This window comes from Delftia sp. PE138, assembly GCF_018320755.1.
Taxonomy (GTDB): domain Bacteria; phylum Pseudomonadota; class Gammaproteobacteria; order Burkholderiales; family Burkholderiaceae_C; genus Comamonas; species Comamonas tsuruhatensis.
The window spans coordinates 212,648-234,875 of sequence record NZ_JABEPN010000001.1 but is presented as its reverse complement, the minus strand read 5'-3'; the positions used below and the strand labels follow the sequence as shown (position 1 = coordinate 234,875).

The 22,228-nt window shown below is 69.5% G+C and carries 23 protein-coding genes; 18 read left to right on the top strand and 5 right to left on the bottom strand.

Features of this window, described 5'->3' with window-relative positions; genetic code table 11:
• Positions 1-12 precede the first annotated feature (12 nt).
• Positions 13-426, bottom strand: coding sequence for a lysozyme inhibitor LprI family protein (locus tag HFGMBDPB_RS01055; RefSeq protein WP_212644740.1), 414 nt, complete (start codon positions 424-426; stop codon positions 13-15).
• A 224-nt stretch (positions 427-650) separates the two neighbouring features.
• Here HFGMBDPB_RS01055 and HFGMBDPB_RS01050 point away from each other — a divergent pair, with 224 nt between their 5' ends.
• The 10 genes from HFGMBDPB_RS01050 to metC all read left to right on the top strand — a co-directional run bounded on the left by HFGMBDPB_RS01050 (position 651) and on the right by metC (position 10,506).
• On the top strand, positions 651-1,511 hold the full coding sequence (locus HFGMBDPB_RS01050) for a transporter substrate-binding domain-containing protein (RefSeq protein ID WP_212644739.1): 861 nt from the start codon (positions 651-653) through the stop codon (positions 1,509-1,511).
• A gap of 102 nt (positions 1,512-1,613) precedes the next feature.
• The gene (locus tag HFGMBDPB_RS01045; protein ID WP_016448803.1) at positions 1,614-2,537 is read left to right on the top strand and encodes a transporter substrate-binding domain-containing protein; all 924 of its coding nucleotides are present in this window, start codon (positions 1,614-1,616) and stop codon (positions 2,535-2,537) included.
• Positions 2,534-3,352: a transporter substrate-binding domain-containing protein gene (locus HFGMBDPB_RS01040; protein ID WP_016448804.1), complete on the top strand. Its 819-nt coding sequence runs from the start codon at positions 2,534-2,536 to the stop codon at positions 3,350-3,352. Before HFGMBDPB_RS01045 ends, HFGMBDPB_RS01040 begins: the two co-directional genes overlap by 4 nt.
• Positions 3,349-4,890 carry an FAD-binding oxidoreductase gene (locus HFGMBDPB_RS01035; RefSeq protein WP_212644738.1) on the top strand — a complete coding sequence of 514 codons (1,542 nt, stop codon included), beginning with the start codon at positions 3,349-3,351 and terminating at the stop codon, positions 4,888-4,890. The genes HFGMBDPB_RS01040 and HFGMBDPB_RS01035 overlap by 4 nt, the downstream gene beginning before the upstream one ends.
• Positions 4,887-6,158, top strand: a complete 1,272-nt coding sequence (locus tag HFGMBDPB_RS01030) for an aminotransferase class I/II-fold pyridoxal phosphate-dependent enzyme (RefSeq protein ID WP_212644737.1) — start codon at positions 4,887-4,889, stop codon at positions 6,156-6,158. The genes HFGMBDPB_RS01035 and HFGMBDPB_RS01030 overlap by 4 nt, the downstream gene beginning before the upstream one ends.
• On the top strand, positions 6,155-6,904 hold the full coding sequence (locus HFGMBDPB_RS01025; RefSeq protein ID WP_034397155.1) for an amino acid ABC transporter permease: 750 nt from the start codon (positions 6,155-6,157) through the stop codon (positions 6,902-6,904). Before HFGMBDPB_RS01030 ends, HFGMBDPB_RS01025 begins: the two co-directional genes overlap by 4 nt.
• On the top strand, positions 6,894-7,715 hold the full coding sequence (locus tag HFGMBDPB_RS01020) for an amino acid ABC transporter permease (protein WP_212644736.1): 822 nt from the start codon (positions 6,894-6,896) through the stop codon (positions 7,713-7,715). Before HFGMBDPB_RS01025 ends, HFGMBDPB_RS01020 begins: the two co-directional genes overlap by 11 nt.
• Entirely contained in the window at positions 7,702-8,589 is an 888-nt protein-coding gene (locus HFGMBDPB_RS01015) for an amino acid ABC transporter ATP-binding protein (protein WP_016448808.1), read from the top strand. The genes HFGMBDPB_RS01020 and HFGMBDPB_RS01015 overlap by 14 nt, the downstream gene beginning before the upstream one ends.
• 25 nt (positions 8,590-8,614) lie before the next feature.
• Positions 8,615-9,286, top strand: a complete 672-nt coding sequence (locus HFGMBDPB_RS01010) for a cysteine dioxygenase family protein (protein ID WP_154833492.1) — start codon at positions 8,615-8,617, stop codon at positions 9,284-9,286.
• Entirely contained in the window at positions 9,283-10,506 is a 1,224-nt protein-coding gene (metC, locus tag HFGMBDPB_RS01005; protein ID WP_097201319.1) for a cystathionine beta-lyase, read from the top strand. Before HFGMBDPB_RS01010 ends, metC begins: the two co-directional genes overlap by 4 nt.
• Positions 10,507-11,230: 724 nt before the next feature.
• Here the strand turns inward: metC and HFGMBDPB_RS01000 are convergent.
• Positions 11,231-13,441, bottom strand: a complete 2,211-nt coding sequence (locus HFGMBDPB_RS01000) for a rhodanese-like domain-containing protein (protein WP_212644735.1) — start codon at positions 13,439-13,441, stop codon at positions 11,231-11,233.
• A gap of 234 nt (positions 13,442-13,675) precedes the next feature.
• On the opposite strand from HFGMBDPB_RS01000, the gene HFGMBDPB_RS00995 reads away from it, so the two are divergent.
• Positions 13,676-14,665, top strand: a complete 990-nt coding sequence (locus tag HFGMBDPB_RS00995; RefSeq protein ID WP_016450776.1) for a tripartite tricarboxylate transporter substrate binding protein — start codon at positions 13,676-13,678, stop codon at positions 14,663-14,665.
• Positions 14,666-14,680: 15 nt separating this feature from the next.
• Here HFGMBDPB_RS00995 and HFGMBDPB_RS00990 read toward each other — a convergent pair whose 3' ends face one another.
• Complete coding sequence (locus tag HFGMBDPB_RS00990) at positions 14,681-15,097, bottom strand: tautomerase family protein (protein ID WP_013800576.1); 417 nt, start codon at positions 15,095-15,097, stop codon at positions 14,681-14,683.
• A 63-nt stretch (positions 15,098-15,160) separates the two neighbouring features.
• Entirely contained in the window at positions 15,161-15,967 is an 807-nt protein-coding gene (locus HFGMBDPB_RS00985; protein WP_212644734.1) for an SDR family NAD(P)-dependent oxidoreductase, read from the bottom strand.
• Between the two features lie 162 nt (positions 15,968-16,129).
• On the opposite strand from HFGMBDPB_RS00985, the gene HFGMBDPB_RS00980 reads away from it, so the two are divergent.
• Entirely contained in the window at positions 16,130-16,696 is a 567-nt protein-coding gene (locus HFGMBDPB_RS00980; protein WP_034363362.1) for a winged helix-turn-helix transcriptional regulator, read from the top strand.
• 41 nt (positions 16,697-16,737) lie between these two features.
• On the opposite strand, the gene HFGMBDPB_RS00975 is transcribed toward HFGMBDPB_RS00980, so the two are convergent.
• Entirely contained in the window at positions 16,738-17,301 is a 564-nt protein-coding gene (locus tag HFGMBDPB_RS00975) for a fasciclin domain-containing protein (RefSeq protein ID WP_016450779.1), read from the bottom strand.
• 311 nt (positions 17,302-17,612) lie between these two features.
• On the opposite strand from HFGMBDPB_RS00975, the gene HFGMBDPB_RS00970 reads away from it, so the two are divergent.
• From HFGMBDPB_RS00970 to HFGMBDPB_RS00945, 6 genes are all read left to right on the top strand, one after another.
• On the top strand, positions 17,613-18,584 hold the full coding sequence (locus HFGMBDPB_RS00970; protein WP_016450780.1) for a ferritin-like domain-containing protein: 972 nt from the start codon (positions 17,613-17,615) through the stop codon (positions 18,582-18,584).
• Positions 18,585-18,675: 91 nt separating this feature from the next.
• Positions 18,676-18,915, top strand: coding sequence for a hypothetical protein (locus tag HFGMBDPB_RS00965; RefSeq protein WP_212644733.1), 240 nt, complete (start codon positions 18,676-18,678; stop codon positions 18,913-18,915).
• A 45-nt stretch (positions 18,916-18,960) separates the two neighbouring features.
• Positions 18,961-20,331 (top strand): Nramp family divalent metal transporter, encoded by a 1,371-nt coding sequence (locus HFGMBDPB_RS00960; RefSeq protein ID WP_212644732.1) that lies wholly within the window; start codon positions 18,961-18,963, stop codon positions 20,329-20,331.
• Between the two features lie 149 nt (positions 20,332-20,480).
• The gene (locus tag HFGMBDPB_RS00955) at positions 20,481-20,960 is read left to right on the top strand and encodes a rhodanese-like domain-containing protein (RefSeq protein ID WP_034363355.1); all 480 of its coding nucleotides are present in this window, start codon (positions 20,481-20,483) and stop codon (positions 20,958-20,960) included.
• Positions 20,961-20,972: 12 nt separating this feature from the next.
• Positions 20,973-21,887, top strand: a complete 915-nt coding sequence (gene epsC, locus HFGMBDPB_RS00950) for a serine O-acetyltransferase EpsC (protein WP_013800567.1) — start codon at positions 20,973-20,975, stop codon at positions 21,885-21,887.
• Positions 21,884-22,156 (top strand): helix-turn-helix domain-containing protein, encoded by a 273-nt coding sequence (locus HFGMBDPB_RS00945; RefSeq protein WP_012207587.1) that lies wholly within the window; start codon positions 21,884-21,886, stop codon positions 22,154-22,156. Before epsC ends, HFGMBDPB_RS00945 begins: the two co-directional genes overlap by 4 nt.
• The last annotated feature ends 72 nt before the right edge of the window (positions 22,157-22,228 follow it).

Sequence of the window (22,228 nt, the reverse complement as noted above, 5' to 3'; positions counted from 1 at the left end):
GCGTCCCCGCCCTCAGGGCTTCTTGTCCAGCTGCATTTCCCAGGACTTGAGCTGCTTGGCGCGGGCGCGGGCGAAGTCGCTCCAGCAGTTGGTGCGCGCATCGTCCTTGGCAAAGCTGGCCGAGTTGAACTCGGAAAGAAACTCGCAGGCACTGCGCGCGTACTGCACCCAGTTTCTCTGCGCCACTTCCAGCTCTTCCGAAGCCTGGGGCATGCGCGCCTTGAGCTTGAGCGACAGCGAGACGTAGGCGGTATTGACCAGGGCCACGTTCTGCTCGTGCAGGCAGGCGCGCACCTCGGACATGTTGGTGGAGCTTTCCTCGCAATTGCCAGAACTCGTGGGATTGGCGGCCCGGGCCACGGGGCTGCCACACAACAGGGCAGCGCAGGCGAGAGGGGCGAGTAGGGACGCTAGGGCTTGGTGCATGGAAGAGGGCTCGCTGGGAGGTGCCGGTGGGCGCAGCACCCCGGCCGTCGCGATTACACCATCGACCCGCCCTGCCTCGGGCCCACATTTCCCTGGTGATCACCCTGATGCAGCGACGCAAAGCGCATAAACATGCTCCCAAAGCTTTGTTGCCGTGGGTCAAGGGCGGCCAGAAGATGCAGGCGTACACATCTTTCGTTCGTCCCGACCGCCCCGCTCCCGCCATGCACACAAGCCCCACCCTGCGCCGCCAGCCCCGCGCCACCCTTTCCGCATCCCTGACCTTCATCGCCGCCGCGCTGGCCCTGGCCTGCACCCAGGCCCGGGCCGATGCCACGCTGGACAAGATCAAGCAGCGCGGCAAGGTCACCATTGGCGTGCTGGTCAATGGCGGGCCCTTCGGCTCCATCGACCCGTCCACCCAGCAGCTGGTGGGCTGGAACCCCGAGCTGGCACGCGCCCTGGCCAAGGGCCTGGGCGTGGAGGCCGAGCTGGTCCAGGTGCAGACCGCCACGCGCGTGCAGTTTCTGCAGGCCGGCAAGGTGGATCTGCTGATCGCCTCCATGGAGCTGAACCCCGACCGTGCCGAGACCCTGGGCTACGCGCCCACACCCTTCTACCGCGTGGGCGGCACTGCCGCCGTGCGCAAGGGCAGCGGCATCGCCAGGTGGGAAGACCTGCGCGGCAAGCCCGTGTGCGTGTCCCAGGGCAGCAGCTTTGCCAAGCCGCTGGCCAGCGAGTACGGCGCCCAGGTGCATGGCTACAAGAGCTCGTCGGACTCGCTGCTGGCGCTCAAGGGCGGCAACTGCGTGGCCGCCGTGCATGACAGCACGCTGATCTACCCGCTGCTGCGCAGCAACCCCGAATGGGCGCAGTACTCGGCCCCCATCGCCGGCGAGGTGCTGCCCGCGCCTTCCGTGGTCTGGACCCGCAAGGGCGAGGCCGACACCATCGCCGCCGTGGACAAGGTGGTGCAGGACTGGCACCGCACGGGCTGGCTGATCGCCGCCGAAAAGCGCGTGGGCATCGAGCCGGCCAACCCGCTGCTGCCCGAGCTGCAGGCCAAGTTCAAGTCCGCCAGCTGACCGCCGACCGCCACGGCGGTCCACCCCTGCTTTTTTTCCGACCACCCAGGCCCAGGCCCCGCAAGACGGGGCCGGGCCTTCCGTTCCCTGATGGATTCACGCATGCCCCGCCTTCTTCCCCCCCTTGCCGCCGCCCTGGCCCTGCTGCTGGGCGCCGGTGCCGCCCACGCCGATGCCACGCTGGACAAGATCAAGCAACGCGGCAAGCTGTCCGTGGGCATTGATGGCGCCAGCCCGCCGTTCGGCGTGCTGGACCCCGCCACCGGCAAGACCGGCGGCTACCAGACCGAGCTGGCCGCCGACATCGCGCGCCGCCTGGGCGTGCCGCTGGAGACGGTTCCCGTGACGGCCTCCACGCGCGTGCAGTTCCTGCAAAGCGGCAAGGTGGACCTGTTGATCGCCAACATCCAGTGGACGCAGGAGCGCAGCGAGATCCTCTCGTTCGCGCCCACGCCCTATGACCTGATCGGCGGCGGCGCCCTGGTGGCCAAGGCCAGCGGCATCAAGCGCTGGGAAGACCTGCGCGGCAAGGTGGCCTGCGTGTCGCAGGGCAGCAACTTCGCCAAGCCCCTGGCCGAGAGCTATGGCGCCGTGGTCAAGGGCCTGCGCGGCATTCCCGAGTCGCTGCTGGCGCTCAAGGGCGGCACCTGCGCGGCTTCGGTCCATATCCAGCCCGCCCTCTATGAAAAGCTCACCGGCCCGAATGCGGCCGAGTGGAAGGACTTCGAGCTGGGCACGCAGGACCAGTTGATTCCCTCGCCCACCGTGGTGTGGACGCGCCGCGGCGAGGCCGACACCCAGGCCTTCGTGGACAAGGCCATACAGGACTGGCACCGCACGGGCTTTCTGCTCAAGGTGGCCCGCGCCAGCGGCGTGCCCGACACCTGGATCGCCGAGCGCCACGAACGCGCGCTGAAGGGCCAGTTCGACCGCGCGCCCTACGACTTCGCGGTGTATGCGGCAGCGCAGGCACAAGTGCAGGCGACGCAGGCAACCCAGCCCGCCGCCAAGGGAGCCAAGCCATGAAACCGACCCGCACCGCACTGGCGGCCCTGCTCGCCCTCACGGCCCTGGCAGCCCATGCCGACGCCACGCTGGACCGCATCAAGCAGCGCGGCAAGATCGTGGTGGGCGTGATGCTTTCGGGGCCGCCGTTCGGCACCATCGACCCCGTCACGCAAAGGCACGTGGGCTACAACGTGCAGCTGTCCGAAGGCGTGGCCAAGGGCCTGGGCGTGGGGGTGGAGACCGTGCAGGTCCAGCCGTCCAACCGCGTGCAGTTCCTGCAGCAGGGCAAGGTGGACATCCTGATCGCCAACATGCAGTGGACGCAGGAGCGCAGCGAGATCCTGTCCTTCGTGCCCACGCCATTCGAGGAAGTCGGCGGCGCCGCCATCGCCAAGAAGGGCAGCGGCGTGCGCCAGTGGGACGACCTGCGCGGCAAGCCCGTGTGCGTGTCGCAGGGCAGCAATTTCACCAAGCCGCTGGCCGATCAATACGGTGCCCAGATCAAGGCCTTCCGGGGCCAGCCCGAGTCGCTGCTGGCCCTCAAGGGCGGCAACTGCGCGGCCGCCGTGCATGTCAGCCCCACGCTGCGCGAACTCGTGGCCAGCAATGCGGACTGGAAGGACTACGAGATCGTCTCGCCCGCCGACATCATTCCCTCGCCCTCGGTGATCTGGCTGCGCAAGGGCGAGTCCGACACGCAGGCGGCCATCGACCGCATCGTGCAGGACTGGCACCGCACGGGCTGGCTGATCGAGGTGGAGCAGCGCAACGGCATGACGCCCACGCCGCTGCTGCACCAGCTGCACGACAAGTTCAGGAAGGCGCCCGCATGAGCACCCACACCAGCACCAACACCAGCACCAGCGGCCACATCACCGGCCCCGCCGACCTGGTCACCGCGCTGCGCCACGCCCTGGGCGATGCCCATGTGCTCACGGGTGCCGATGCGGCCGGCTACCTGACCGACCAGCATGGCCGCCTCACGGGCCAGGCCCTGGCCGTGGCACGGCCTGCCGACACGGCCCAGGTGGCGCAGCTGGTGCGCCTGTGCCGCGCCCACCGCACGCCCATCGTGGCCCAGGGCGGCAACACCGGGCTGATGGGCGGCGCCACGCCCGACGCCTCGGGCCACGCCGTGCTGCTGTCGCTGGCGCGCCTGAACCGCGTGCGCGCCATAGACACCGACAACGACACCCTGACCGTGGAAGCCGGCGCCGTGCTGGCCCATGTGCAGCAGGCAGCGCGCGATGCGGACCGGCTGTTTCCCCTCAGCCTGGGCTCCGAGGGCAGCTGCACCATTGGCGGCAACCTGTCCACCAACGCGGGCGGCACCCAGGTGCTGCGCTACGGCAACGCGCGCGAACTGGTGCTGGGCCTGGAAGTGGTGACGGCCGAGGGCGACATCTGGGACGGCCTGCGCGGGCTGCGCAAGGACAACACCGGCTATGCGCTGCGCGACCTGTATGTGGGCAGCGAAGGCACGCTGGGCATCATCACGGCGGCCACGCTGCGCCTGCATCCGCTGCCCCGCGCCCAGCACACGGCCCTGCTGGCCTTTGGCTGCATACGCGATGCGGTGGCCTTCCTCAGTCAGGCGCGGGCGGGCTTCGGCGCCGGCCTGACGGCGTTCGAGCTGATGTCGGACACGGCCCTGGGCCTGATAGCCCGCCATGTGCCCGAGCAGCCGATACCGCTGGCGCTCAAGGCGCCCTGGTTTGCGCTGATCGAGCTGTCCGACAGCGAGGGCGAGGACCATGCGCGCCAGCGCTTCGAGTGCGTGGTGGGCCAGGCCTTCGAGGACGGCCTGGTCACCGATGCCGCCATTGCCGAGAGCCTCCAGCAAAGCCAGACCCTGTGGCGGCTGCGCGACCAGGCCCTGGGCGAGGCCCAGCGGCGCGACGGCCGCAACATCAAGCACGACGTGTCGGTGCCCATCTCGCGCATCCCCGACTTTCTTGCGGCCACGGCCGCGCTGCTGCAGGCGCGCTTTGGCGCCGTGCGGCCCGTGGCCTTCGGGCACCTGGGCGACGGCAACCTGCACTACAACGTCTCGCACGCGCCGGACAGCACGCCCGCGCAGCTGTTTGCCCAGGAAGACGCCATCCACGAGGTGGTGCACGACAGCGTGCACGCCCACGGCGGCTCCATCAGCGCCGAGCACGGCGTGGGCCAGACCAAGCGCGACCTGCTGCCCCGCTACAAGAGCGCCGTGGAGCTGCAGCTCATGCGGCGTCTCAAGCAGGCCTTCGACCCGCTGGGCCTGCTCAATCCCGGCAAGGTGCTGCAAGCCCTGCCGGACGATTTGCTGCACGACTTGCCGCAGGTTTCTCCAACGCCAGCCGCCGCATTCCAGGAAGGCCCCACGCCATGACCACGCCCTTTCCCCTTTCGCAGCGCGTGCAGCGCGTCAGGCTCTCGCCCAATGCCGCGGCCAGCGCGCGGGCCACGGCCCTGGCCCGCCAGGGCCGCGACATCATTGCGCTGACCACGGGCGAGCCCGACTTCGACACGCCCGAGCCCATCAAGCAGGCCGCCATCGCGGCCCTGGCCCGTGGCGAAACCAAGTACACGCCCACGCCCGGCACGGCCGCGCTGCGCCAGGCCATCAGCGCCAAGTACCGGCGCGAGAACGGCCTGGACTTCGACGCCGGGCAGATCATCGTCAGCAACGGCGGCAAGCAGGTGATCTACAACGCGCTGGCGGCCACGCTGGATGCGGGTGACGAAGTCATCGTGCCCGCGCCGTACTGGCCTTCGTTTCCCGACATCGTGCGCGTGAACGACGGCACGCCGGTCATCGTGGACTGCGGCATTGAGCAGGGCTTCAAGCTCACGCCGGCCGCGCTGCAGGCCGCCATCACGCCGCGCACGCGCTGGCTGGTGCTGAACACGCCGGGCAACCCCTCGGGCGCCGTCTACAGCCGCGAGGAACTGGCCGCCCTGGCCCAGGTGCTGCGCCTTCATCCGCAGGTTCTGGTGCTGCTGGACGAGCTGTACGAGCACATCTGGTTCACGCCCCAGGCCCCCGCGCACTGGCTGGCCGTGGCCCCCGACCTGCGCGAGCGCACGCTGCTGGTCAACGGCGTCTCCAAGACCTATGCCATGACCGGCTGGCGCATCGGCTGGGGCGCAGGCCCGGCCGCGCTGGTGCAGGCCATGGTGGTGATCCAGTCGCAGGCCTCGTCAGGCCCCAATTCCGTGGCCCAGGCCGCAGCCGCGGCGGCGCTGCAGTCGCCCGACCAGAGCTTTGTGCAGCAGGCCCGCAACGCCTATGCGCGGCGCGCGCAACGGGTCACCCAGGCGCTGGACCAGGTGCCAGGCCTGGCCCTGCTGCCGCCGGGCGGATCGTTCTTTGCCTTTGTGCACTGCGGCGCGCTGATAGGCCACCTGCGCCCGGACGGCCAGCCCATCGCCAGCGACACCGACCTGACCGAATGGCTGCTGGAGTCCGAAGGCGTGGCTGCCGTGGATGGCGGGGCCTACGGCCTGTCGCCCTACTTCCGCATCTCCACGGCCGCCAGCGACGAGGTGCTGGTCGAGGCCACGGCCCGCATCGCACGCGCCGTGGCCGCGCTGAAAGACCCCGCTGCGCAAGCGCAAGCGCATGCACAGCCGGCCGCCCTGGAGGCCGTGCCATGAACGACAGCCTGCTTGCCCAGGGCGTGCAAGCGCTCAAGGGCCTGGGCCTGAACTACGCCTTCGTGCTGGATGTGTCCGAGCGCCAGGCCTTTGTGCGCGGCATGTTCGTGACCGTGCAGCTGGCCCTGCTGACCATTGCCGGCAGCCTGGCGGCCGGCGTGGCGCTGGCGGCGGCCCTGACCTCGGGCCGTGCCTGGCTGGCACGGCCTGCGCGCGCCTTTGTGGAGGTCACGCGCAACACGCCCACGCTGGTGCAGCTGTACTGCGCCTTCCTGGTGCTCAACATGCTGATCACCCAGCAACTGCGCGACTGGGGCGCGGGCAACAACCCTCTCACGCCCTTTGTCTGGGTGGTGATCGTGGTCTCGCTGCACAAGGGCGTGTTCCATGCCGAGGCGCTGCGCGCCGGCATCGAGGCCGTGCCCGCCACCACGCTGGAGGCAGCGCGCTCGCTGGGCTTTTCGCAGCGCCAGCTGCTGGTGCGCGTGCAGCTGCCGCTGGCCGTGCGCTTTGCCCTGCCCTCGCTGACCAACAACCTGGTGGACCTGGTGAAGATGACGGCCGTGGCCTCGGCCATCGCCGTGGGCGACGTGACCTACGAGTCCATCATGATCTGGTCGCAGCGCGACAACGTGCTGGAGCTGCTGCTGCTCATCCTGCTGTGGTTCGGCCTGCTGACCTGGCTGGTCAGCCTGGCGGGCCGCTGGCTGGAACAACACCTGAGGATGCCCGGCTATGGCCAATGAAGCCACCCTGAACACCGGCGCCGCGCCCCGCCTGCTGCCCGCCGCCCTGCTGCGCGCGTCGCGCAGCCCCTGGCTGATCGCGGGCGCCGCACTGCTGGCCCTGTGCGCCTGCTGGGCCGCCACGGACAGCGCACCGCCCGCCTTCGTGCACCTGTGGAAATGGCTGCCCGCGCTGCTGCGCGGCCTCCTGGTCAACATCGAGATCAGCGTACTGGCCGTGGCCATCGGCACCGTGGCCGGCCTGGTGCTGGGCGCCCTGTCGCTGTCGCCCACGCCGGCCGTGCGCACGGGCGTGCGCTGGTATGTGCAGCTGTTTCGCAATGCGCCCATCCTGGTGCTCATCTACTTCACCACCTATGTGTTCCCGTTCGAGCTGAAGCTGGTGGGCTGGACCTTTCCGTTCCCCGACTGGGTCAAGGTGGTGCTGGGCCTGGCCCTGCCCACCAGCGCCAACGTGGCCGAGATCTTCCGGGGAGCCATCCAGTCCATTCCCAGCGCGCAGTGGGAGGCGGCCCAGTCGCTGGCCTTTCGCCGCAGCGAGATCTTCCGCCTCATCGTGCTGCCGCAGTGCGTGCGCCGCATGCTGCCGCCGTGGATGAACCTCTACGCCAGCATCACCATGAGCACCTCGCTGGCCTCGCTGGTGGGCGTGCACGACGTGGTGGACACCGCCCAGATCGCCAGCAACACCGTGGCACGCACGGACTTCACCATCCTTGTGTACTTCACGCTGCTCGCGCTGTTTTTCGCCTATTGCTATCCGATTGCCCGCGCCACCCGCGCCCTGGAGCGACGCCATGAACGCCACTGACTCCTTTCTCTCCCAACTCGCCACTGCCGATGCCCCAGCAGGCACGGCGCCCGCACTGGTCCAACTGCAGGATGTACACCTGTCCTTTGGCGACAACCAGGTGCTCCAGGGCATCGACGTGCAGGTGCGGCGCGGCGAGGCGGTGACCATCATCGGGCCCTCGGGCTCGGGCAAGTCCACCATCCTGCGCTGCATCACCGGCCTGCTGCGGCCCCAGCGCGGCGCCATCTCGGTGGCGGGCACGCGCGTGGACCAGTTGCGCACCGAGGCCGAGCTGATCGCCCTGCGCAAGCGCGTGGGCTTCGTCTTCCAGCAGTACAACCTGTTCCCCCATCTGTCGGTGCTGGAGAACCTGGTCATCGCCCCCACGCGCGTGGTCGGCCGCGACCGCGCCACGGCCGAGCGCGAGGCCCGCGCCCTGCTGCAGAAGGTGCGCCTGGACCACAAGGAATCCGCCTACCCCGGCGAGCTGTCCGGCGGCCAGCAGCAGCGCGTGGCCATTGCGCGCGCCCTGGCCATGCGGCCCGAGCTGATCCTGTTCGACGAAGTGACCTCGGCCCTGGACCCCGAGACCGTGGGCGAGGTGCTGACCGTGATCCGCGACCTGGTCAGGGACGGCATGACCTGCGTGCTGGTCACGCACGAAATGCGCTTTGCCGAAGAGGTCAGCGACCAGGTGTATTTCACCGAGGCCGGCCGCATCGTCGAGCACGGCCCGGCCGCCCAGATCTTCGGCAGCCCGCGCAGCGAGCGCACGCGCGAATTCCTGCAGCGCGCCCTGGGCGATGGTGCACGGCCCAGGCCTGCGCCAGCCGCCCCGGCCACACCGGCCACAGCGCCGCTGCCCTTCAACAGCCTGCGCTTTGCCCTTTGATCCCCCACCTCCAGGAGCACATCCCATGACCGCAGAAACAACGACTGAAACCCCGGCCGGCACAGGCGCAGATACAGGCATCCATACAGACGCCGCCGCCCTGCGCCGCCAGGCCGTGGACGCCGCCCTGGCCGACGTGCGCCAGCTGCTGCAGGCCGGCGCGCCCGACCGCAGCACCCTGTCGGCCATCACCGCACGCCTGGAGCAGCTGGCCGCGCACAAGGCCTTGTTCAGCCGCGCGGACTTCCCCCCGCCCGCGCAGACCGAGGGCGTGGGCGCCTCCACGCGCTACCGCCTCAACCCGGCCGATGGCGATGCGGGCCTGGCCCTTTACCTGAACTCCATCAACCCCGGCAAGACCACGGCCCCGCACAACCACACGACCTGGGCCGTGATCGTTGCCGTCGAAGGCCAGGAGCTCAACCGCCTCTACGAGCGCACGGACGACCGCAGCGACCCCGCACGCGCCAGCATCCACCTGGCGCGCGAATTCACCGTGCAGCCGGGCGCCTCCATCGCCTTCCTGCCCGATGACATCCACAGCATTGCCGTGGTGGGCGAGCAGCCCACGCTGCACTTCCATCTCTACGGCCAACCGCTGGAAACCCTGAGCGGCCGCGTGGCCATCGACCCCGACACCGGCGAAGTCAAGAACTACAACGCCGCCTACTTCCGTCCCAGCGAGGCCGTGGCATGAGCATCCCCCAAGACAAGCACCGGCCCCTGGGCCCGTCGACCCGCCTGCTGCACGCAGGCACGCCGCCGCTGCAGGGCGGCTCCGGCCCCGTCAACGTGCCCGTGGTGCGCACCAGCACCGTGCGCTTTGCCGACAGCGCCGCCTACGCCGACCTGCACCACCGCCGCGAGGCCGGCGAGCGCGTGGCCTCCTACGGCCGCCACGGCCTGGACACGCACCGCGCGCTGGAAGACGCCGTGGTCGCGCTGGAGGGCGGGCACCGCGCCTTTCTCACGCCCTCGGGCCTGTCCGCCATCACCCTGGTGCTCATCGCCCTGCTCTCGCCCGGCGACCATGCCCTGGTGGCCGACAGCGTCTACTCGCCCGTGCGCCGCGTGGACGCCACCTTGCTGCAGCGCCTGGGCATCACGCTGGAGTACTTCTCGCCCTCGCGCGACGATCTGGCCGGCAAGATCCGCCCCAACACCCGCCTGGTCTACCTGGAATCGCCCAGCTCCCTGCTCTACGAGGTGCTGGACCTGCCCGCCCTGGCCGCCGTGGCGCGCCAGCACGGCATTGCCGTGGCCACCGACAACACCTGGAGCGGCGGCTGGTTCTACCAGCCCCTGGAGCACGGCGCCAACCTCTCCATCCAGGCCGCGACCAAGTACATCGCCGGCCACTCCGACGTGATGCAGGGCATCGTCATCACCGACGGCCCCGCGCTGTCGAAGAAGATATCCACCGCCTACGAGGCCCTGGGACTGACCATAGGCGCCGACGACGCCTACCTGGCACTGCGCGGCCTGCGCACCCTGCCCGTGCGCCTGGCCCAGCACCAGCGCCACGCCACCGAAATCGCCCAGTGGCTGGAGCAGCAGCCCCAGGTCGGCCGCGTCTTCTACCCGGCCCTGCCCTCCGATCCCGGCCATGCGCTGTGGAAGCGGGACTTCAGCGGGGCCAGCGGGCTGGTGTCATTCGCGTTTGCCGAAGGGGTGGACGCCGGTGCCGGCGCCGTGTTCGTTGACTCGTTGCGGCAGTTTGCACAGGGGGCTTCCTGGGGTGGGTACGAGAGCCTGGCCCTGGTGGCGCAGCCTGAGCGGTTGCGGGAGCACAGTGTGTGGACGGGGACTGCGCCTGTGGTGCGGCTGCATGTGGGGCTGGAGGATCCTTTGGATCTGATTGCGGATCTGGAGAGGGGGTTTGGGGGGGTGGTGGAGCGGTTCAGGTTGGCTGCCTGAGCTTCCTTTTTGACTCTGTCGCGCCTCTGGCGACAGAGGCCGGGTCTCGGCCCGGCAGCCGACTGCCCTTTCTTGATTCGCCAAGAAAGGTCAGATCAAAGAAGGCGACCCGAATGTCCGCGACCCCTTCGCTTCGCTGCGGGGCAACCTGCGTCGTGGCGGTTGCGGGGTTCGCCGTGAAACTCTCTTCGCGCTGCGCGCTACGTTCAAACATCACGGCAAGTCAGATCACGAAGCAGTCCTGTCCTTCGGCAGGACTGCCACCCCGCAACCACCACGCCGCAGGCGCTGACATACGGGGAGTTTGCCCGGGCCTTCGCTTCGCTCGGCCCCTGGTTTGAAGCCGAACGCAGTGATGGCGCCGGCTGTTGGCTGTTGGCTGTTGGCTGTTGGCTGTTGGCTGTTGGCTGTTCCACAGCCTCCCCCCCTTCTGCCCACGCCTGCGTTGGGCGGGATGCGGGGTGGCAAGCCTGCCGAAGGACAGGCTTGCTTCGTTGTCTAGCTCGCCGTGATGTTTGAGTGAAGCGCGCAGCGCGCAACGAGTTTCACGGCGCACCCCGCATCCCGCCCAACGCAGGTCGCCCGCAGCGAAGCGAAGGGTCGTGGGCAGTGCGGGGCGCGCTTCTTTGCTTCCTTTCTTATCGCGCGATAAGAAAGGGAGTCGGCTGCCGGGCCGAGACCCGGCCTCGAAAAACAACCACCCGGCAGGGACAAAAAAAGCAACTCAGACAGGCACCAGCCGAATCTCAGCAGCCCACCCATCCCTCTCCAACTGCCCCACCAACCCCAACTCCCAATCCAGATAAGCCCGAAACCCCGCATCCCTCAACCCCAGATCCCGATGCGCATAAGGGCTGTACCACTGGTCATCATCCCCCGTCAGCACATCCGCATCCCCCTGCCCCAGCGGCAGCCCGGCAGCAGCCCAGGCAGAAGTGCCGCCGACGACGGAGCGCACATCGCGCCCCGTGCGCGCCGCCAGTTCGGCCGCCACGCTGCGCGCCAGCACGCCGTCCGGCGAGGTCAGCACCACGACCTGGGCCGGCGGCAGGGCCTGCACGAAGGAGGGCAGACGATCAGGCACGGCAAAGCGCGCACCGGCGATGTGCTGCTTCTCGAAGGCGGGGCGGCTGTCCACGTCGAAGACGATGGCCCGGCCTTCGCCCAGCAGTTCCTGCGCCTGCTGCACGGACAGCTGGGGCGCAGGCGCGTGGGAGGCGAGCACGCGCACGGGTTCGGCGCCGACCTCCAGGGTGGCCAGCGTGGGCGGAACGTAGGTGAAGACTTCCCAGCCCAGCTGGGCCAGCCAGGCGCCGGTGGTGAGGGCGCGCACGCCGTCCCAGTCGGCCAGCACGATGCGTGCGCCGCGCGTGGCCGCGTATTCGTCGGTGGCCTGCACGAGCTGGCCGCCCGGCGCCCAGCGCCAGCCGGGCAGGTGACCGGCCTGGTATTCCTCGCGGGTGCGCACGTCGAAGCGGTAGAGCGTGCGTTCGGTGGCTTCGGACTCGAAGCGGGCCAGTTCGGCCGCATCAATGGATTGCACGCCCGCGCGCTGCGCCACGCTGGCTGCGCGTTCGCGGGCGGTGGCCAGGGCGATGGCGCCGGGCTCGGGCAGCGGGGTGCGGCGGCCATGGGCGAGCCTGCGGCCGGTGAGCAGCCAGTCCATGGTGCCGTTGCGCAGCGAGACGACCTGGTTGGGGATGCCGGCATCGATCAGGGTCTGCGCGCCCACGATGGAGCGCGTGCGGCCCGCACAGTTGACGACGACCAGGGTTTGCGGGTCCGGGGCGATTTCGCCGATGCGGTAGACCAGTTCGGCCCCCGGCACGCTGAGCGCAAAGGGCAGGCTGAAGGCCGCGAATTCCTCGGGGGTGCGGCTGTCGACGACGACGATGTTGTCGCCGCGCTGCACGCGCGCGCCCAGCTCGTCCGAGGTGATCCAGGGCGTGTGCTTTTCATGCTCGATGACTTCGCCGAAGGCCTTGCTGGGCACGTTGGTGCCGCTGAAGATTTCCAGCCCCTCGGCCGCCCAGCCTTCGGTGCCGCCTTCCAGCACGGAGACATTGGGCCAGCCCAGGCGCACGAGCTTGGCGGCGGCTTCATGGGCCAGCGTGCCGTCGCCATCCACCAGCACGATGCGCGTGCCGCGGCGCGGCACCAGGCGGTCGATGAGCTGCTCCAGCCGCCAGGCCGGGGCCGGCGCCGCGAACAGGATGTGGCGGTGCGCGAAGACACCGGCCTCGCGCACGTCGAGCACGGCGATTTCCTCGCCGTCGGCCAGGGCCTGCCGGAGCGCGGCGGGCGTGACCAGCGCATGGCGAATGGACTTGGGCGGGCCGAAGGTGCGGAAGCTGCCGCCCTCCAGGCTCTCGAAGACCACGCGCTCGGGCATGCGCTCCAGGCCGCGCCCGTAGAAGTGCAGGTGCAGGCCGGGCTCCTCGCCGATCAGCTCGATGGTGTGCACGTCGGTGGGCGTGAGCACCACCGAGGTTCCGCTGCCCACATCGACGCTGCGCCCCACCGCCAGGGTGTCGCGCAGCGGGTCGTCGGTCTTGCCGCGTGTGAAGAACACGTTGCGCTCCACGCCTTCGACGCCCGCGATGATGGCCCAGGTGGTGTGGTCATGCGGCGGCTGGGACTTGCCCGGCAGGCCGGTGGACAGGTACAGCGCATAGCGCCCGCCCAGGTCTTCGCTGAGCCGGTAGACCTGGGCCGGGTTGCTTGACGAGACGGGGAAGTGCGCGTGCGGGAACAGTTCGCGCTGCAGGCCCAGCGCCTCCAGCTCGCGGGCCACGGCCTGCAGTTGCTCGGGCGTGGCCCGCTCGGGATCGGGGAGCAGGCGCCGGGCCGTGGCGATGAAGCCGGTGATGGCGGCTGCGCGGCGGCTGGCCACGTCGCTGCCGCTGAAGTCGATGGAGAGATGGGTCTGTGTCATGGGAGTGCCTGGGGGGACGTTCGCGGGAGGACACGAAGTTAGGCCTCTCCCGCCCTGGCGCCAACGACGCATTGCAGATATGGATATGAGCTTTGGGCACTGCGCGCGCATGCGTGGCGCAAGCGTGACGCACGTTGTGCGGCAGCCGCATATGCATAGCCGCAATGCTTAGTTCACGCCGCGCCAGGAGCCTCCCAGACTGCGGGCATCGACTCTCTGCACTCCGGCACTCCCATGATCCGCACCCCGTCTGCGCTGCGCGCACTGCTGCTTCCCCTGTTCTCCGCCCTGGCCCTGCACGCGCCTGCGGCCCTGGCCTCGGCCGACAGCTTTCCGAACAAGCCGGTGCGCATCATCGTGCCCGTGGCGCCCGGGGGCAGCGCCGACAAGCTCACGCGCACGCTGGCCGACAAGCTGGCCGCGCTGTGGGGCCAGTCGGTGGTGGTGGAGAACGTGGCCGGGGCCAGCGGCACCATCGGTGCGGCCAAGGTGGCCAAGGCCGCGCCCGACGGTTACACCCTGCTGCAGCAGGGCGAAGGCCTCACGCTCAACGGCCTGCTGTTCGCCCAGCTGCCCTACGACACGCAAAAGGCCTTCACGCCCATCATCAAGGCCGTGGTCAATCCGCAGGTGCTGGTGGTCAACCCCGGCACGGGCCTGAACACGCTGGGCGACTACCTGGCCCGCGCCAAGGCCAAGCCGCAAAGCATCAGCCTGGGCCTGCCCGGCAATGGCGGCATTGCCCATGTGGCGCATGAAATCCTCACGCAGGAGACGGGCGCCAAGGTCAACTACATTCCCTACCCGGGCGGTGGCCCCGCCGCGCTGGACGTGCTGGGCGGCCATACCGACGCCACGCTGATCACGCTGGCCGCCGTGACCGAGTACGTGCGCGCCGGCAAGCTGCGCGCCCTGGCCGTGACCACGCCCTACCGCTCCGACGCCCTGCCCCAGGTACCCACCATGGCCGAGGCCGGCGTGCCCGGCTTCTCGGTGGAAAGCTGGCAGGGCTACTTCGCCCCGGCCGGCACGCCTGCGCCCATCGTCGCCAAGATCAACCGCGACCTGCAGACCGTGCTGCAGGCGCCCGATGTGCGCGCGCAGCTGGAGCACATGGGCTTCAAGGTGGCGGGCGGCTCCCCGGCCGACCTGGGCCAGAGCCTGCAAAGCGAGCGCCCGCGCTACGCCCGCGCGATCCAGTCGGCGGGGCTGTCGCTGCGCTGAGATGCAGGCAGGTCCTCAGAGGGGAGAGGGCCGATTGTCCAGGCGCCACTTCTCCCCCTCGGGCGTGCCCGGCACGGGCGGGCGCAGGCCCTGGATGCTCCACAGGCTGAAGGGCGTCTCGTCCACATGCATCTCCCAGCGCAGGCCACGGTCGGCAATGAAGGGGGACAGCTGCCGCCGCACGCCTTCGAGGAACCGTGTCTTGGTCTCCTCGTCGCGGATCTGCCGCGCGATGTGGTCCACGGAGATGCGCACGAAATCGTCGGCAGGCTCTCCGCCGATGAAGAACGAAGTGCGCGCCACGGCCTCGAACACCACGCCCACGTAAAAGCGCGGCAGGTCGCCGTAGACGGCCGTGATGCGCTGGGCGATGGCCTGTTTGTCTTCATCGCTGAAGGCGTTTTCGGGGTGGTAGATCTTCCACAGGGGCATGGCTTTCTCCGGGGGCAAAAAAAGAGGAGTACGGGAATCCGGGGTGGCGACGCAGCGCGGCCGTCAGGCCGGCTGGCCTGCATCCGCAGCCTGGTAGCGCGCCGCCGGCACGCCGCTGAGCGTCAACGCCTTGACGAGATTGGCGCGCGATTGGTCAAAGTCCAGCCAGGCGGTCGTGCTGCCCAGCGTGGGAAAGCAGATGGCCTCGCCCTGGTCCAGCGCCGCCAGGGCCGTGTCCACCAGGGTCTCGGGCGACATGAACAGGTGCTCGGGAAAAGGAGAAGGCTTGCCCCCGAAGAACTCCGAGCGCACCAGGCTGGGCATCACGGCCTGCACGGTGACGCCGCTGGGTGCCAGCTCGGCCTGCAGCGAGCGCGTGAAGTTCAGCACATAGGCCTTGGAGGCGCCGTAGCTGGAGGCGCCCGGCACCGGCATCACGGCCAGGATGGAGCCGATGTTGATCAGCGTGCCCCGGCCGCGCGTGGCGAACAGCCGCGCTGCCGCCAGCGACAGCCGCGTCAGCGCATGGATGTTGACCATGACCATGCGATCGACCTCGCCTGCATCCACCTGGGCGGCCGGGCCCAGGGCACCCAGGCCGGCGCAGTTCACCAGCATGCGGATGTCACGCTCACCCGACAGCAGCGCCGCCACGCGCTGCAGGCCGGCGGCGTCGGCCAGGTCGGCGGCCACCACCTCGACCTCGCGGCCATGCGCGCTGCGCAGGCGCTGCGCCAGCGCCTGCAGCCGGTCCTCGCGGCGGGCCACCAGGATCAGGGAATGGCCCCTGGCGGCCAGGCGGTCTGCGTAGACGGCGCCGATGCCGGAGGAGGCGCCAGTGACGATGGCAGTGCCTTGATGCGTGCTCATGGGAGAAGTCCTTGCTTGGATCAAGCGGTGGTTGAAAGTGACTTCAACTATAAACTTCAATCATTAGAGCTACAAGCACGCAATCCACCTTTGCGGACCGGGCTTGCGTTTTGCTGAGACACTCCAGGCCTGCGACAACCGCGAACACACAAGGGAAACCCCATGCGATCCAAGAGCTTCGAGGGCATGGCCTGCTCGATCGCCACCACGCTGGAGGCCGTAGGCGACCGCTGGGCCATGCTGGTGCTGCGCGACCTGATGCTGGGCCTGAGCCGCTATGACGACCTGAGAAAGTCCACGGACATCACCAACGCCACGTTGACCGACCGCCTGCGCCAGCTGGAGCAGTCCGGCCTGGTCGAGCGCCGCCTCTACCAAAGCGGCCCGGACCGCTACGAGTACCTGCTCACGCCCAAGGGCCGCGACCTGTCCCTGGTGATCCAGGCGCTGGCCCAGGTCGGCGACCGGTGGCGCCTGCAGCAAGAAGCGCAGCCGCCCATGCGCTTTGTGCGTGCGCAGTCGGGCACGCCCCTGCGGCTGGCGCTGGTGGAGGAGGAGTCGGGCCAGAGCGTGCCCTTTTCCGAGCTGCGCGTGGAGGCCGGCCCCGGCGCGGACGACCTGACGCGCTGGCGGCTGTCCAAGCTAGCCGCGCAGGCCGGGACGCCGGCAGCGGCTTGCGGCGTTGCGCCCGCAAGGCGCATGGCGAAGGCACAAGGCTCCGGCCACTGACCACGGCGGTCAGTGGCCGGCCCGCTCGCTGCCTGTGCCGCTCACTTGGGCAGCAGCACCTTGTCGATCACGTGGATCACGCCGTTGGACTGGTAGACGTCGGGGATGGTCACCGTGGCCATGCCGCCCTTTTCATCGGTCAGCATGATCTTGGAGCCGCTGGACTTGGCCACCAGCGTGCCGCCGCTGACGGTCTTGATGCTGGCCATGCCCTTGCCGTCCTTGATCATCTTGGACAGCGCCGCTGCATCCCACTTGCCGGCCACCACGTGGTAGGTCAGCACCGTGGTCAGCGTGCCCTTGTTCTCGGGCTTGAGCAGGGTGTCCACCGTGCCTGCGGGCAGGGCCTCGAAGGCGGCATTGGTGGGCGCGAAAACGGTGAACGGACCCGGGCCCTTGAGCGTATCGACCAGGCCCGCCGCCTTGACGGCTGCGACCAGGGTGGTGTGGTCCTTGGAGTTGACGGCGTTGTCGATGATGTCCTTGGACGGCAGCATGGGTGCGCCGCCCACCATCACATCGGCCATGGCGGCCACGGAGGCAGCCGACATCACGATGGCCAGGCCGAACGAGGCCAGCTTGCGGGTGTTTTGAATCGAGACCATGGAATGCTCCTAGCGGGTTGATGACAAGCCGAACGATTCCGGCTGATCTGGATACGCAGCGCAGCGGGGTCTGGATTCAAAAAAAACGGCAATCGACGTCGAACACAAAAAGTTACAACCACTTTCAATTGCGGCACATCCAGACCTGCGCGGCCTGCGTACTGCCGGATAGCGGGGACGCATCCCATTCCCCTGGAGCAGGTGGCCACCTCTTCAGTGGAACGCGCTTTCGCCACACCCGTGTGCTTTCGGCCGGAGGCGCATTCTTCACGTTGACCGTTCGCGCCTGCCGCGAACCGAGAGGAACCATCATGTCTGACGAATCAGTGTTGATCGGGGTTTTGCAAAAACGTGCCAAGAAGCTGGAGGACAGGCGCCAGTTCTTCCGCAAGACCAGCGGCGTGGCCGTGGGCATGGCGGGCGGGGTGATCCTGTCCGCCTGCGGCGGCGGCGGAGGCGATGCGAATGCGCAGGCCAACGGGCCCACGGATGCGGAGATCCTGAACTTCGCCCTCAACCTGGAGTATCTGGAGTCGCAGTTCTATCACTACGCGGTGTTCGGCACCGGCCTGCCCGCCAACCTGCAGTCGGGCGTGGGCACGCAGGGCGCCATCACGGGCGGCCGTGCCGTGGCCTTCAAGGATCCCGTGGTGGCGCAGTACGCCAAGGAGATCGCCCAGGACGAGATCGCCCACGTGGCCTTCCTGCGCGCGGCGCTGGGCTCGGCCGCGGTGGCGCAGCCGCAGATCGACATCGGCGGAACCGACCCGAACGGCGCGTTCTCGGTGGCCGCGCGAGCGGCCGGGCTGGTGGGCGCGGGCACGGCCTTCGATCCCTATGCGAGTGACGAGAACTTCCTGCTGGGGGCCTTCATCTTCGAGGACGTGGGCGTCACCGCCTACAAGGGCGCATCGCCGCTGATCACCAACAAGACCTATCTGGAGGCAGCCGCCGGCATCCTGGCCGCCGAGGCCTACCACGCAGGCCTGGTGCGCACGGTGCTGTACGCCAAGGGACTGGCCACGCCCGCGCTGCGCACGGCGGCCGGCGCCATCTCGGATGCGCGCGACAGCCTGGACGGCTCCACCGACGTGGACCAGGGCATCACGGGGGATGCCACCACGTCCAACATCGTGCCGCTGGATGCCAACGGCATCGCCTACAGCCGCTCGCCGGGCGACGTGCTGAACATCGTGTACCTGACCAAGGACACGGCGACCAAGGGCGGGTTCTTCCCGTCCGGCGTGAACGGCTCGCTGGTGATGAGCAGCGCCTACGCCTGACGCGGACCGCCCGCCTGCCCCGCACCGGCCGGGGCAGGCGGGCTTCCCCGGGGCTGGCCCGAGACAAGCGTTCCCCTGCCAAGGAGTTGCCATGATGTCCCTTCTGCCTTCATCCGCCCCCCGCACGCCGGCCAGCACGCCGGGCCGCACGCCGCGGCGCCTGAAACCTGCCACCGTGGCGCGCCGCTGCGTGGGCAGCCTGATTCTGCTGGCCGGCGCGGTCATCGTGACCGCAGATCTCGTGGCGCTGTGGCGCGGCGCAGGCACTGATGCCGCACCCGCCGCCGCAGCCATGGCACCCGCCAGCAGCCTGGTGCCGACGGCCCGATAGGCATCCCCCCTGCAACCGCGTGCCCCCGCCGGCGGAAAGGCCCCCATGAACGACACCGTGCTTGCGGCTGAACAGGGCCGCTTCGGCGCCATCGAACCGGACCACGGCCACGCGGGCACGCCCAGCCTGCCGCAGGTGCATCGCAGCATCGCCGTGCCGCGCGGCGACAGCCGCTCGGACAACGCGCGCCGCGTGCTGGCGTTTGCCGGGCCCGGCTACATGGTGGCCGTGGGCTACATGGACCCGGGCAACTGGGCCACCTCCATCGCGGGCGGCTCGCAGTTCGGCTACTCGCTGCTGGCGGTGATCTTTGCCTCCAACCTGATGGCCATGCTGTTCCAGGCGGCGGCCGTGCGCCTGGGCCTGGCCAGCGGGCGGGACCTGGCCCAGGCCTGCCGCGCGCAGTTTTCACCGCGCATCAACCTGGTGCTGTGGTTCTTCTGCGAGATCGCCATCGTGGCCTGCAACCTGGCCGAGGTGCTGGGCATGGCCATCGGCCTGAACCTGCTGTTCGGCCTGCCGCTGCTGGCCGGCGTGTGCATCACGGTGGTGGATGTGATGCTGATCCTGGCGCTGCAAAGCCGGGGCTTTCGCTGCCTGGAATCGGTGGTGATCGCCCTGGTGGCATTGATCGGCCTGTGCTTTGCCGCCCAGCTGGTGTGGCTGCAGCCGCCCGTGGCGGCCGTGCTGCGCGGGCTGCTGCCGGGCATGGAGATCGTGGCCGATCCGCAGATGCTGTACCTGGCCGTGGGCATCGTGGGGGCCACGGTGATGCCGCACAACCTCTACCTGCATTCGTCCATCGTGCAGACACGCCGGCATGACACCACGCTCCAGGGTACGCGCCAGGCCATCCGCCTGGCCACGCTGGACTCCACGGTGGCGCTGGGGCTGGCGCTGTTCGTGAACGCCGCCATCCTGGTGGTGGCGGCCGGCGCGTTCAACCGGCCCGGCCAGGCGCCGGTGACCGAGCTGTCGGACGCCTACCACCTGCTGTCGCCGCTGCTGGGCGTGGGCATCGCCAGCGCGGTGTTCGGCGTGGCGCTGCTGGCCTCGGGGCTGAGTTCTTCGGTCACGGGCACGCTGGCCGGGCAGATCGTGATGGAAGGCTTCTTGCAGATCCGCCTGTCGCCCGCGCTGCGCGCCCTGCTGACGCGCTGCATCGCCATCGTGCCCGCCGTGGTGGCCACCGCCTGGTTCGGCAGCACCGGCGCCAGCGCCCTGCTGGTGTTCAGCCAGGTGGTGCTGAGCCTGCAATTGCCGTTTGCCATCGTGCCGCTGCTGCTGTTCACCACGCGGCGCAAGACGCTGGGGGAGCTGGCCTTTGGCCCAAGGATGTCGGCAGTGCTGTGGTGCTGCGCGGCCCTGGTGGTGTCGCTGAACCTGTGGATGCTGCAGCGGGTGCTGACGGCCTGATCGCCCGAACCGGGCATAGCGCCGCGCGGCGCCTTCATAGACGTTTTGCTTCTATCAAACGCCGCTCTTGTTCGTTGGTGGCTTGCCGCGAAGTTCTTAGATTGGTGCCCATAGCCACCAACCCGCGAACTCTCCGCAAGGACGACGACATGACAGCCCTCACTTTGGAAACCGCCTTGCCCCGGGCGCTGCAGGAGGCACAGGACCACGCCCGCGCACAGGGGCTGGGCCACGCAGGCGGCGTGCGCCCGCCCGTGGCCTGGGCGCTGGTGCAGGCCGGCCAGGCCGTGCTGGTCGATGTGCGCACGGCCGAGGAACGCAAGTTCGTCGGCCAGGTGCCCGGCACCCTGCACGTGCCCTGGGCCACGGGCACGGCCCTGACGCGCAACCCGCGCTTTGCCCGCGAGCTGGAAGCGCGCCTGGCCCCGCACGGCGGCAAGGAGGCCGTGGCCCTGCTGCTGTGCCGCAGCGGCAAGCGCTCGGTGCTGGCGGCCCAGGCGGCCGCCCAGGCCGGATTCGCCCATGTGTTCAACGTGCTCGAAGGCTTCGAGGGCGAGATCGATGCGCGTCAGCAGCGCGGCAAAAACGACGGCTGGCGCTTCCACGGCCTGCCCTGGATTCAAGACTGAAGGAGCACGCAGATGGCCAGTTTCGACATTGCCGGACTCACCCAGAACCTGCATGCGGCGCGCCGCGAATGGCGCGAGGCGCACGGCCGCACCCAGGAGCCCGGGGCGCGCGAGTTTCCCTCGCGCGACGCGCTTTCCACCCTGATCGACCAGCTCAAGGCAGCCCTGTTTCCCATGCGCCTGGGCCCGCACGACCTGCGCCAGGAAAGCGAGGACATCTTCGTGGCCCACCAGCTGGACTCGGCCCTGCATGCGCTGCTGGGCCAGATACGGCTGGAGCTGCGGCTGTCCGCGCCCCACACGGCAGCGGGCGCCGATGCCATGGCGCTGGACATCGCACGCGCCTTTGCCGAGTCCCTGCCCCAGATCCGCCGCCTGCTCGACAGCGACGTGCTGGCCGCCTTCCAGGGCGATCCCGCCGCGCGCAGCGTGGACGAGGTGCTGCTGTGCTATCCGGGCGTGCTGGCCATGATCCACCACCGCCTGGCCCACCAGCTGTACCTGCTGGAGCAGCCGCTGCTGGCGCGCATCGTGGCCGAGCTGTCGCATGCGCAGACGGGCATCGACATCCACCCGGGCGCGAAGATCGGGCGGGGCTTTTTCATGGACCACGGCACGGGCGTGGTGATCGGCGAGACCGCCGTGATCGGCGAGCGCGTGCGGCTGTACCAGGCCGTCACCCTGGGCGCCAAGCGCTTTCCCACCGATGAGCACGGCCACCTGCGCAAGGGCCTGGCGCGCCATCCGGTGGTGGAGGACGACGTGGTCATCTACGCGGGCGCCACCATCCTGGGCCGCGTCACGCTGGGGCGCGGCGCCGTCATCGGCGGCAATGTCTGGGTGACCGAGGACGTGCCGCCCGGCGCCCATGTCACCCAGGCCCATGCGCGCGAGCACGCGCAGCAGCCCCGGGAGGTGGCCCTATGAGCACCCGTCTTGTCACCAGCTTCGGCATTGCCGTGCGCCAGGCGCGCGAGGCCCATGGCTGGTCGCAGGAGCGGCTGGCCGAGCACTCGGACCTGAACCGCTCCTACGTGGGCGAGATAGAGCGCGGCCGCGTCATCGCCTCGCTGCTGACCGTGGAGAAGCTGGCCGTCTCGCTGGGCGTGCAGCCCTCGGCCCTGGTGATGCGCGGCGAAACCGTGGCCCACGACCAGCTGGTGCGGGGCCTGCGCTTGGCGGCTATAGCATGTTGAAGACATGTGCGCGGGCCGGGACACTGGCCCTGTTTCCCTCCTTCCCCTTCCCTTTTTCCTGAACTGATCACG

What these genes read in the sequence shown, in the direction of transcription:
- HFGMBDPB_RS01055 (WP_212644740.1), bottom strand. Translation starts at nt 426, where the DNA reads ATGCACCAAGCCCTAGCGTCCCTACTCGCCCCTCTCGCCTGCGCTGCC.
- HFGMBDPB_RS01050 (WP_212644739.1), top strand. Translation starts at nt 651, where the DNA reads ATGCACACAAGCCCCACCCTGCGCCGCCAGCCCCGCGCCACCCTTTCC.
- HFGMBDPB_RS01045 (WP_016448803.1), top strand. Translation starts at nt 1,614, where the DNA reads ATGCCCCGCCTTCTTCCCCCCCTTGCCGCCGCCCTGGCCCTGCTGCTG.
- HFGMBDPB_RS01040 (WP_016448804.1), top strand. Translation starts at nt 2,534, where the DNA reads ATGAAACCGACCCGCACCGCACTGGCGGCCCTGCTCGCCCTCACGGCC.
- HFGMBDPB_RS01035 (WP_212644738.1), top strand. Translation starts at nt 3,349, where the DNA reads ATGAGCACCCACACCAGCACCAACACCAGCACCAGCGGCCACATCACC.
- HFGMBDPB_RS01030 (WP_212644737.1), top strand. Translation starts at nt 4,887, where the DNA reads ATGACCACGCCCTTTCCCCTTTCGCAGCGCGTGCAGCGCGTCAGGCTC.
- HFGMBDPB_RS01025 (WP_034397155.1), top strand. Translation starts at nt 6,155, where the DNA reads ATGAACGACAGCCTGCTTGCCCAGGGCGTGCAAGCGCTCAAGGGCCTG.
- HFGMBDPB_RS01020 (WP_212644736.1), top strand. Translation starts at nt 6,894, where the DNA reads ATGGCCAATGAAGCCACCCTGAACACCGGCGCCGCGCCCCGCCTGCTG.
- HFGMBDPB_RS01015 (WP_016448808.1), top strand. Translation starts at nt 7,702, where the DNA reads ATGAACGCCACTGACTCCTTTCTCTCCCAACTCGCCACTGCCGATGCC.
- HFGMBDPB_RS01010 (WP_154833492.1), top strand. Translation starts at nt 8,615, where the DNA reads ATGACCGCAGAAACAACGACTGAAACCCCGGCCGGCACAGGCGCAGAT.
- metC (WP_097201319.1), top strand. Translation starts at nt 9,283, where the DNA reads ATGAGCATCCCCCAAGACAAGCACCGGCCCCTGGGCCCGTCGACCCGC.
- HFGMBDPB_RS01000 (WP_212644735.1), bottom strand. Translation starts at nt 13,441, where the DNA reads ATGACACAGACCCATCTCTCCATCGACTTCAGCGGCAGCGACGTGGCC.
- HFGMBDPB_RS00995 (WP_016450776.1), top strand. Translation starts at nt 13,676, where the DNA reads ATGATCCGCACCCCGTCTGCGCTGCGCGCACTGCTGCTTCCCCTGTTC.
- HFGMBDPB_RS00990 (WP_013800576.1), bottom strand. Translation starts at nt 15,097, where the DNA reads ATGCCCCTGTGGAAGATCTACCACCCCGAAAACGCCTTCAGCGATGAA.
- HFGMBDPB_RS00985 (WP_212644734.1), bottom strand. Translation starts at nt 15,967, where the DNA reads ATGAGCACGCATCAAGGCACTGCCATCGTCACTGGCGCCTCCTCCGGC.
- HFGMBDPB_RS00980 (WP_034363362.1), top strand. Translation starts at nt 16,130, where the DNA reads ATGCGATCCAAGAGCTTCGAGGGCATGGCCTGCTCGATCGCCACCACG.
- HFGMBDPB_RS00975 (WP_016450779.1), bottom strand. Translation starts at nt 17,301, where the DNA reads ATGGTCTCGATTCAAAACACCCGCAAGCTGGCCTCGTTCGGCCTGGCC.
- HFGMBDPB_RS00970 (WP_016450780.1), top strand. Translation starts at nt 17,613, where the DNA reads ATGTCTGACGAATCAGTGTTGATCGGGGTTTTGCAAAAACGTGCCAAG.
- HFGMBDPB_RS00965 (WP_212644733.1), top strand. Translation starts at nt 18,676, where the DNA reads ATGATGTCCCTTCTGCCTTCATCCGCCCCCCGCACGCCGGCCAGCACG.
- HFGMBDPB_RS00960 (WP_212644732.1), top strand. Translation starts at nt 18,961, where the DNA reads ATGAACGACACCGTGCTTGCGGCTGAACAGGGCCGCTTCGGCGCCATC.
- HFGMBDPB_RS00955 (WP_034363355.1), top strand. Translation starts at nt 20,481, where the DNA reads ATGACAGCCCTCACTTTGGAAACCGCCTTGCCCCGGGCGCTGCAGGAG.
- epsC (WP_013800567.1), top strand. Translation starts at nt 20,973, where the DNA reads ATGGCCAGTTTCGACATTGCCGGACTCACCCAGAACCTGCATGCGGCG.
- HFGMBDPB_RS00945 (WP_012207587.1), top strand. Translation starts at nt 21,884, where the DNA reads ATGAGCACCCGTCTTGTCACCAGCTTCGGCATTGCCGTGCGCCAGGCG.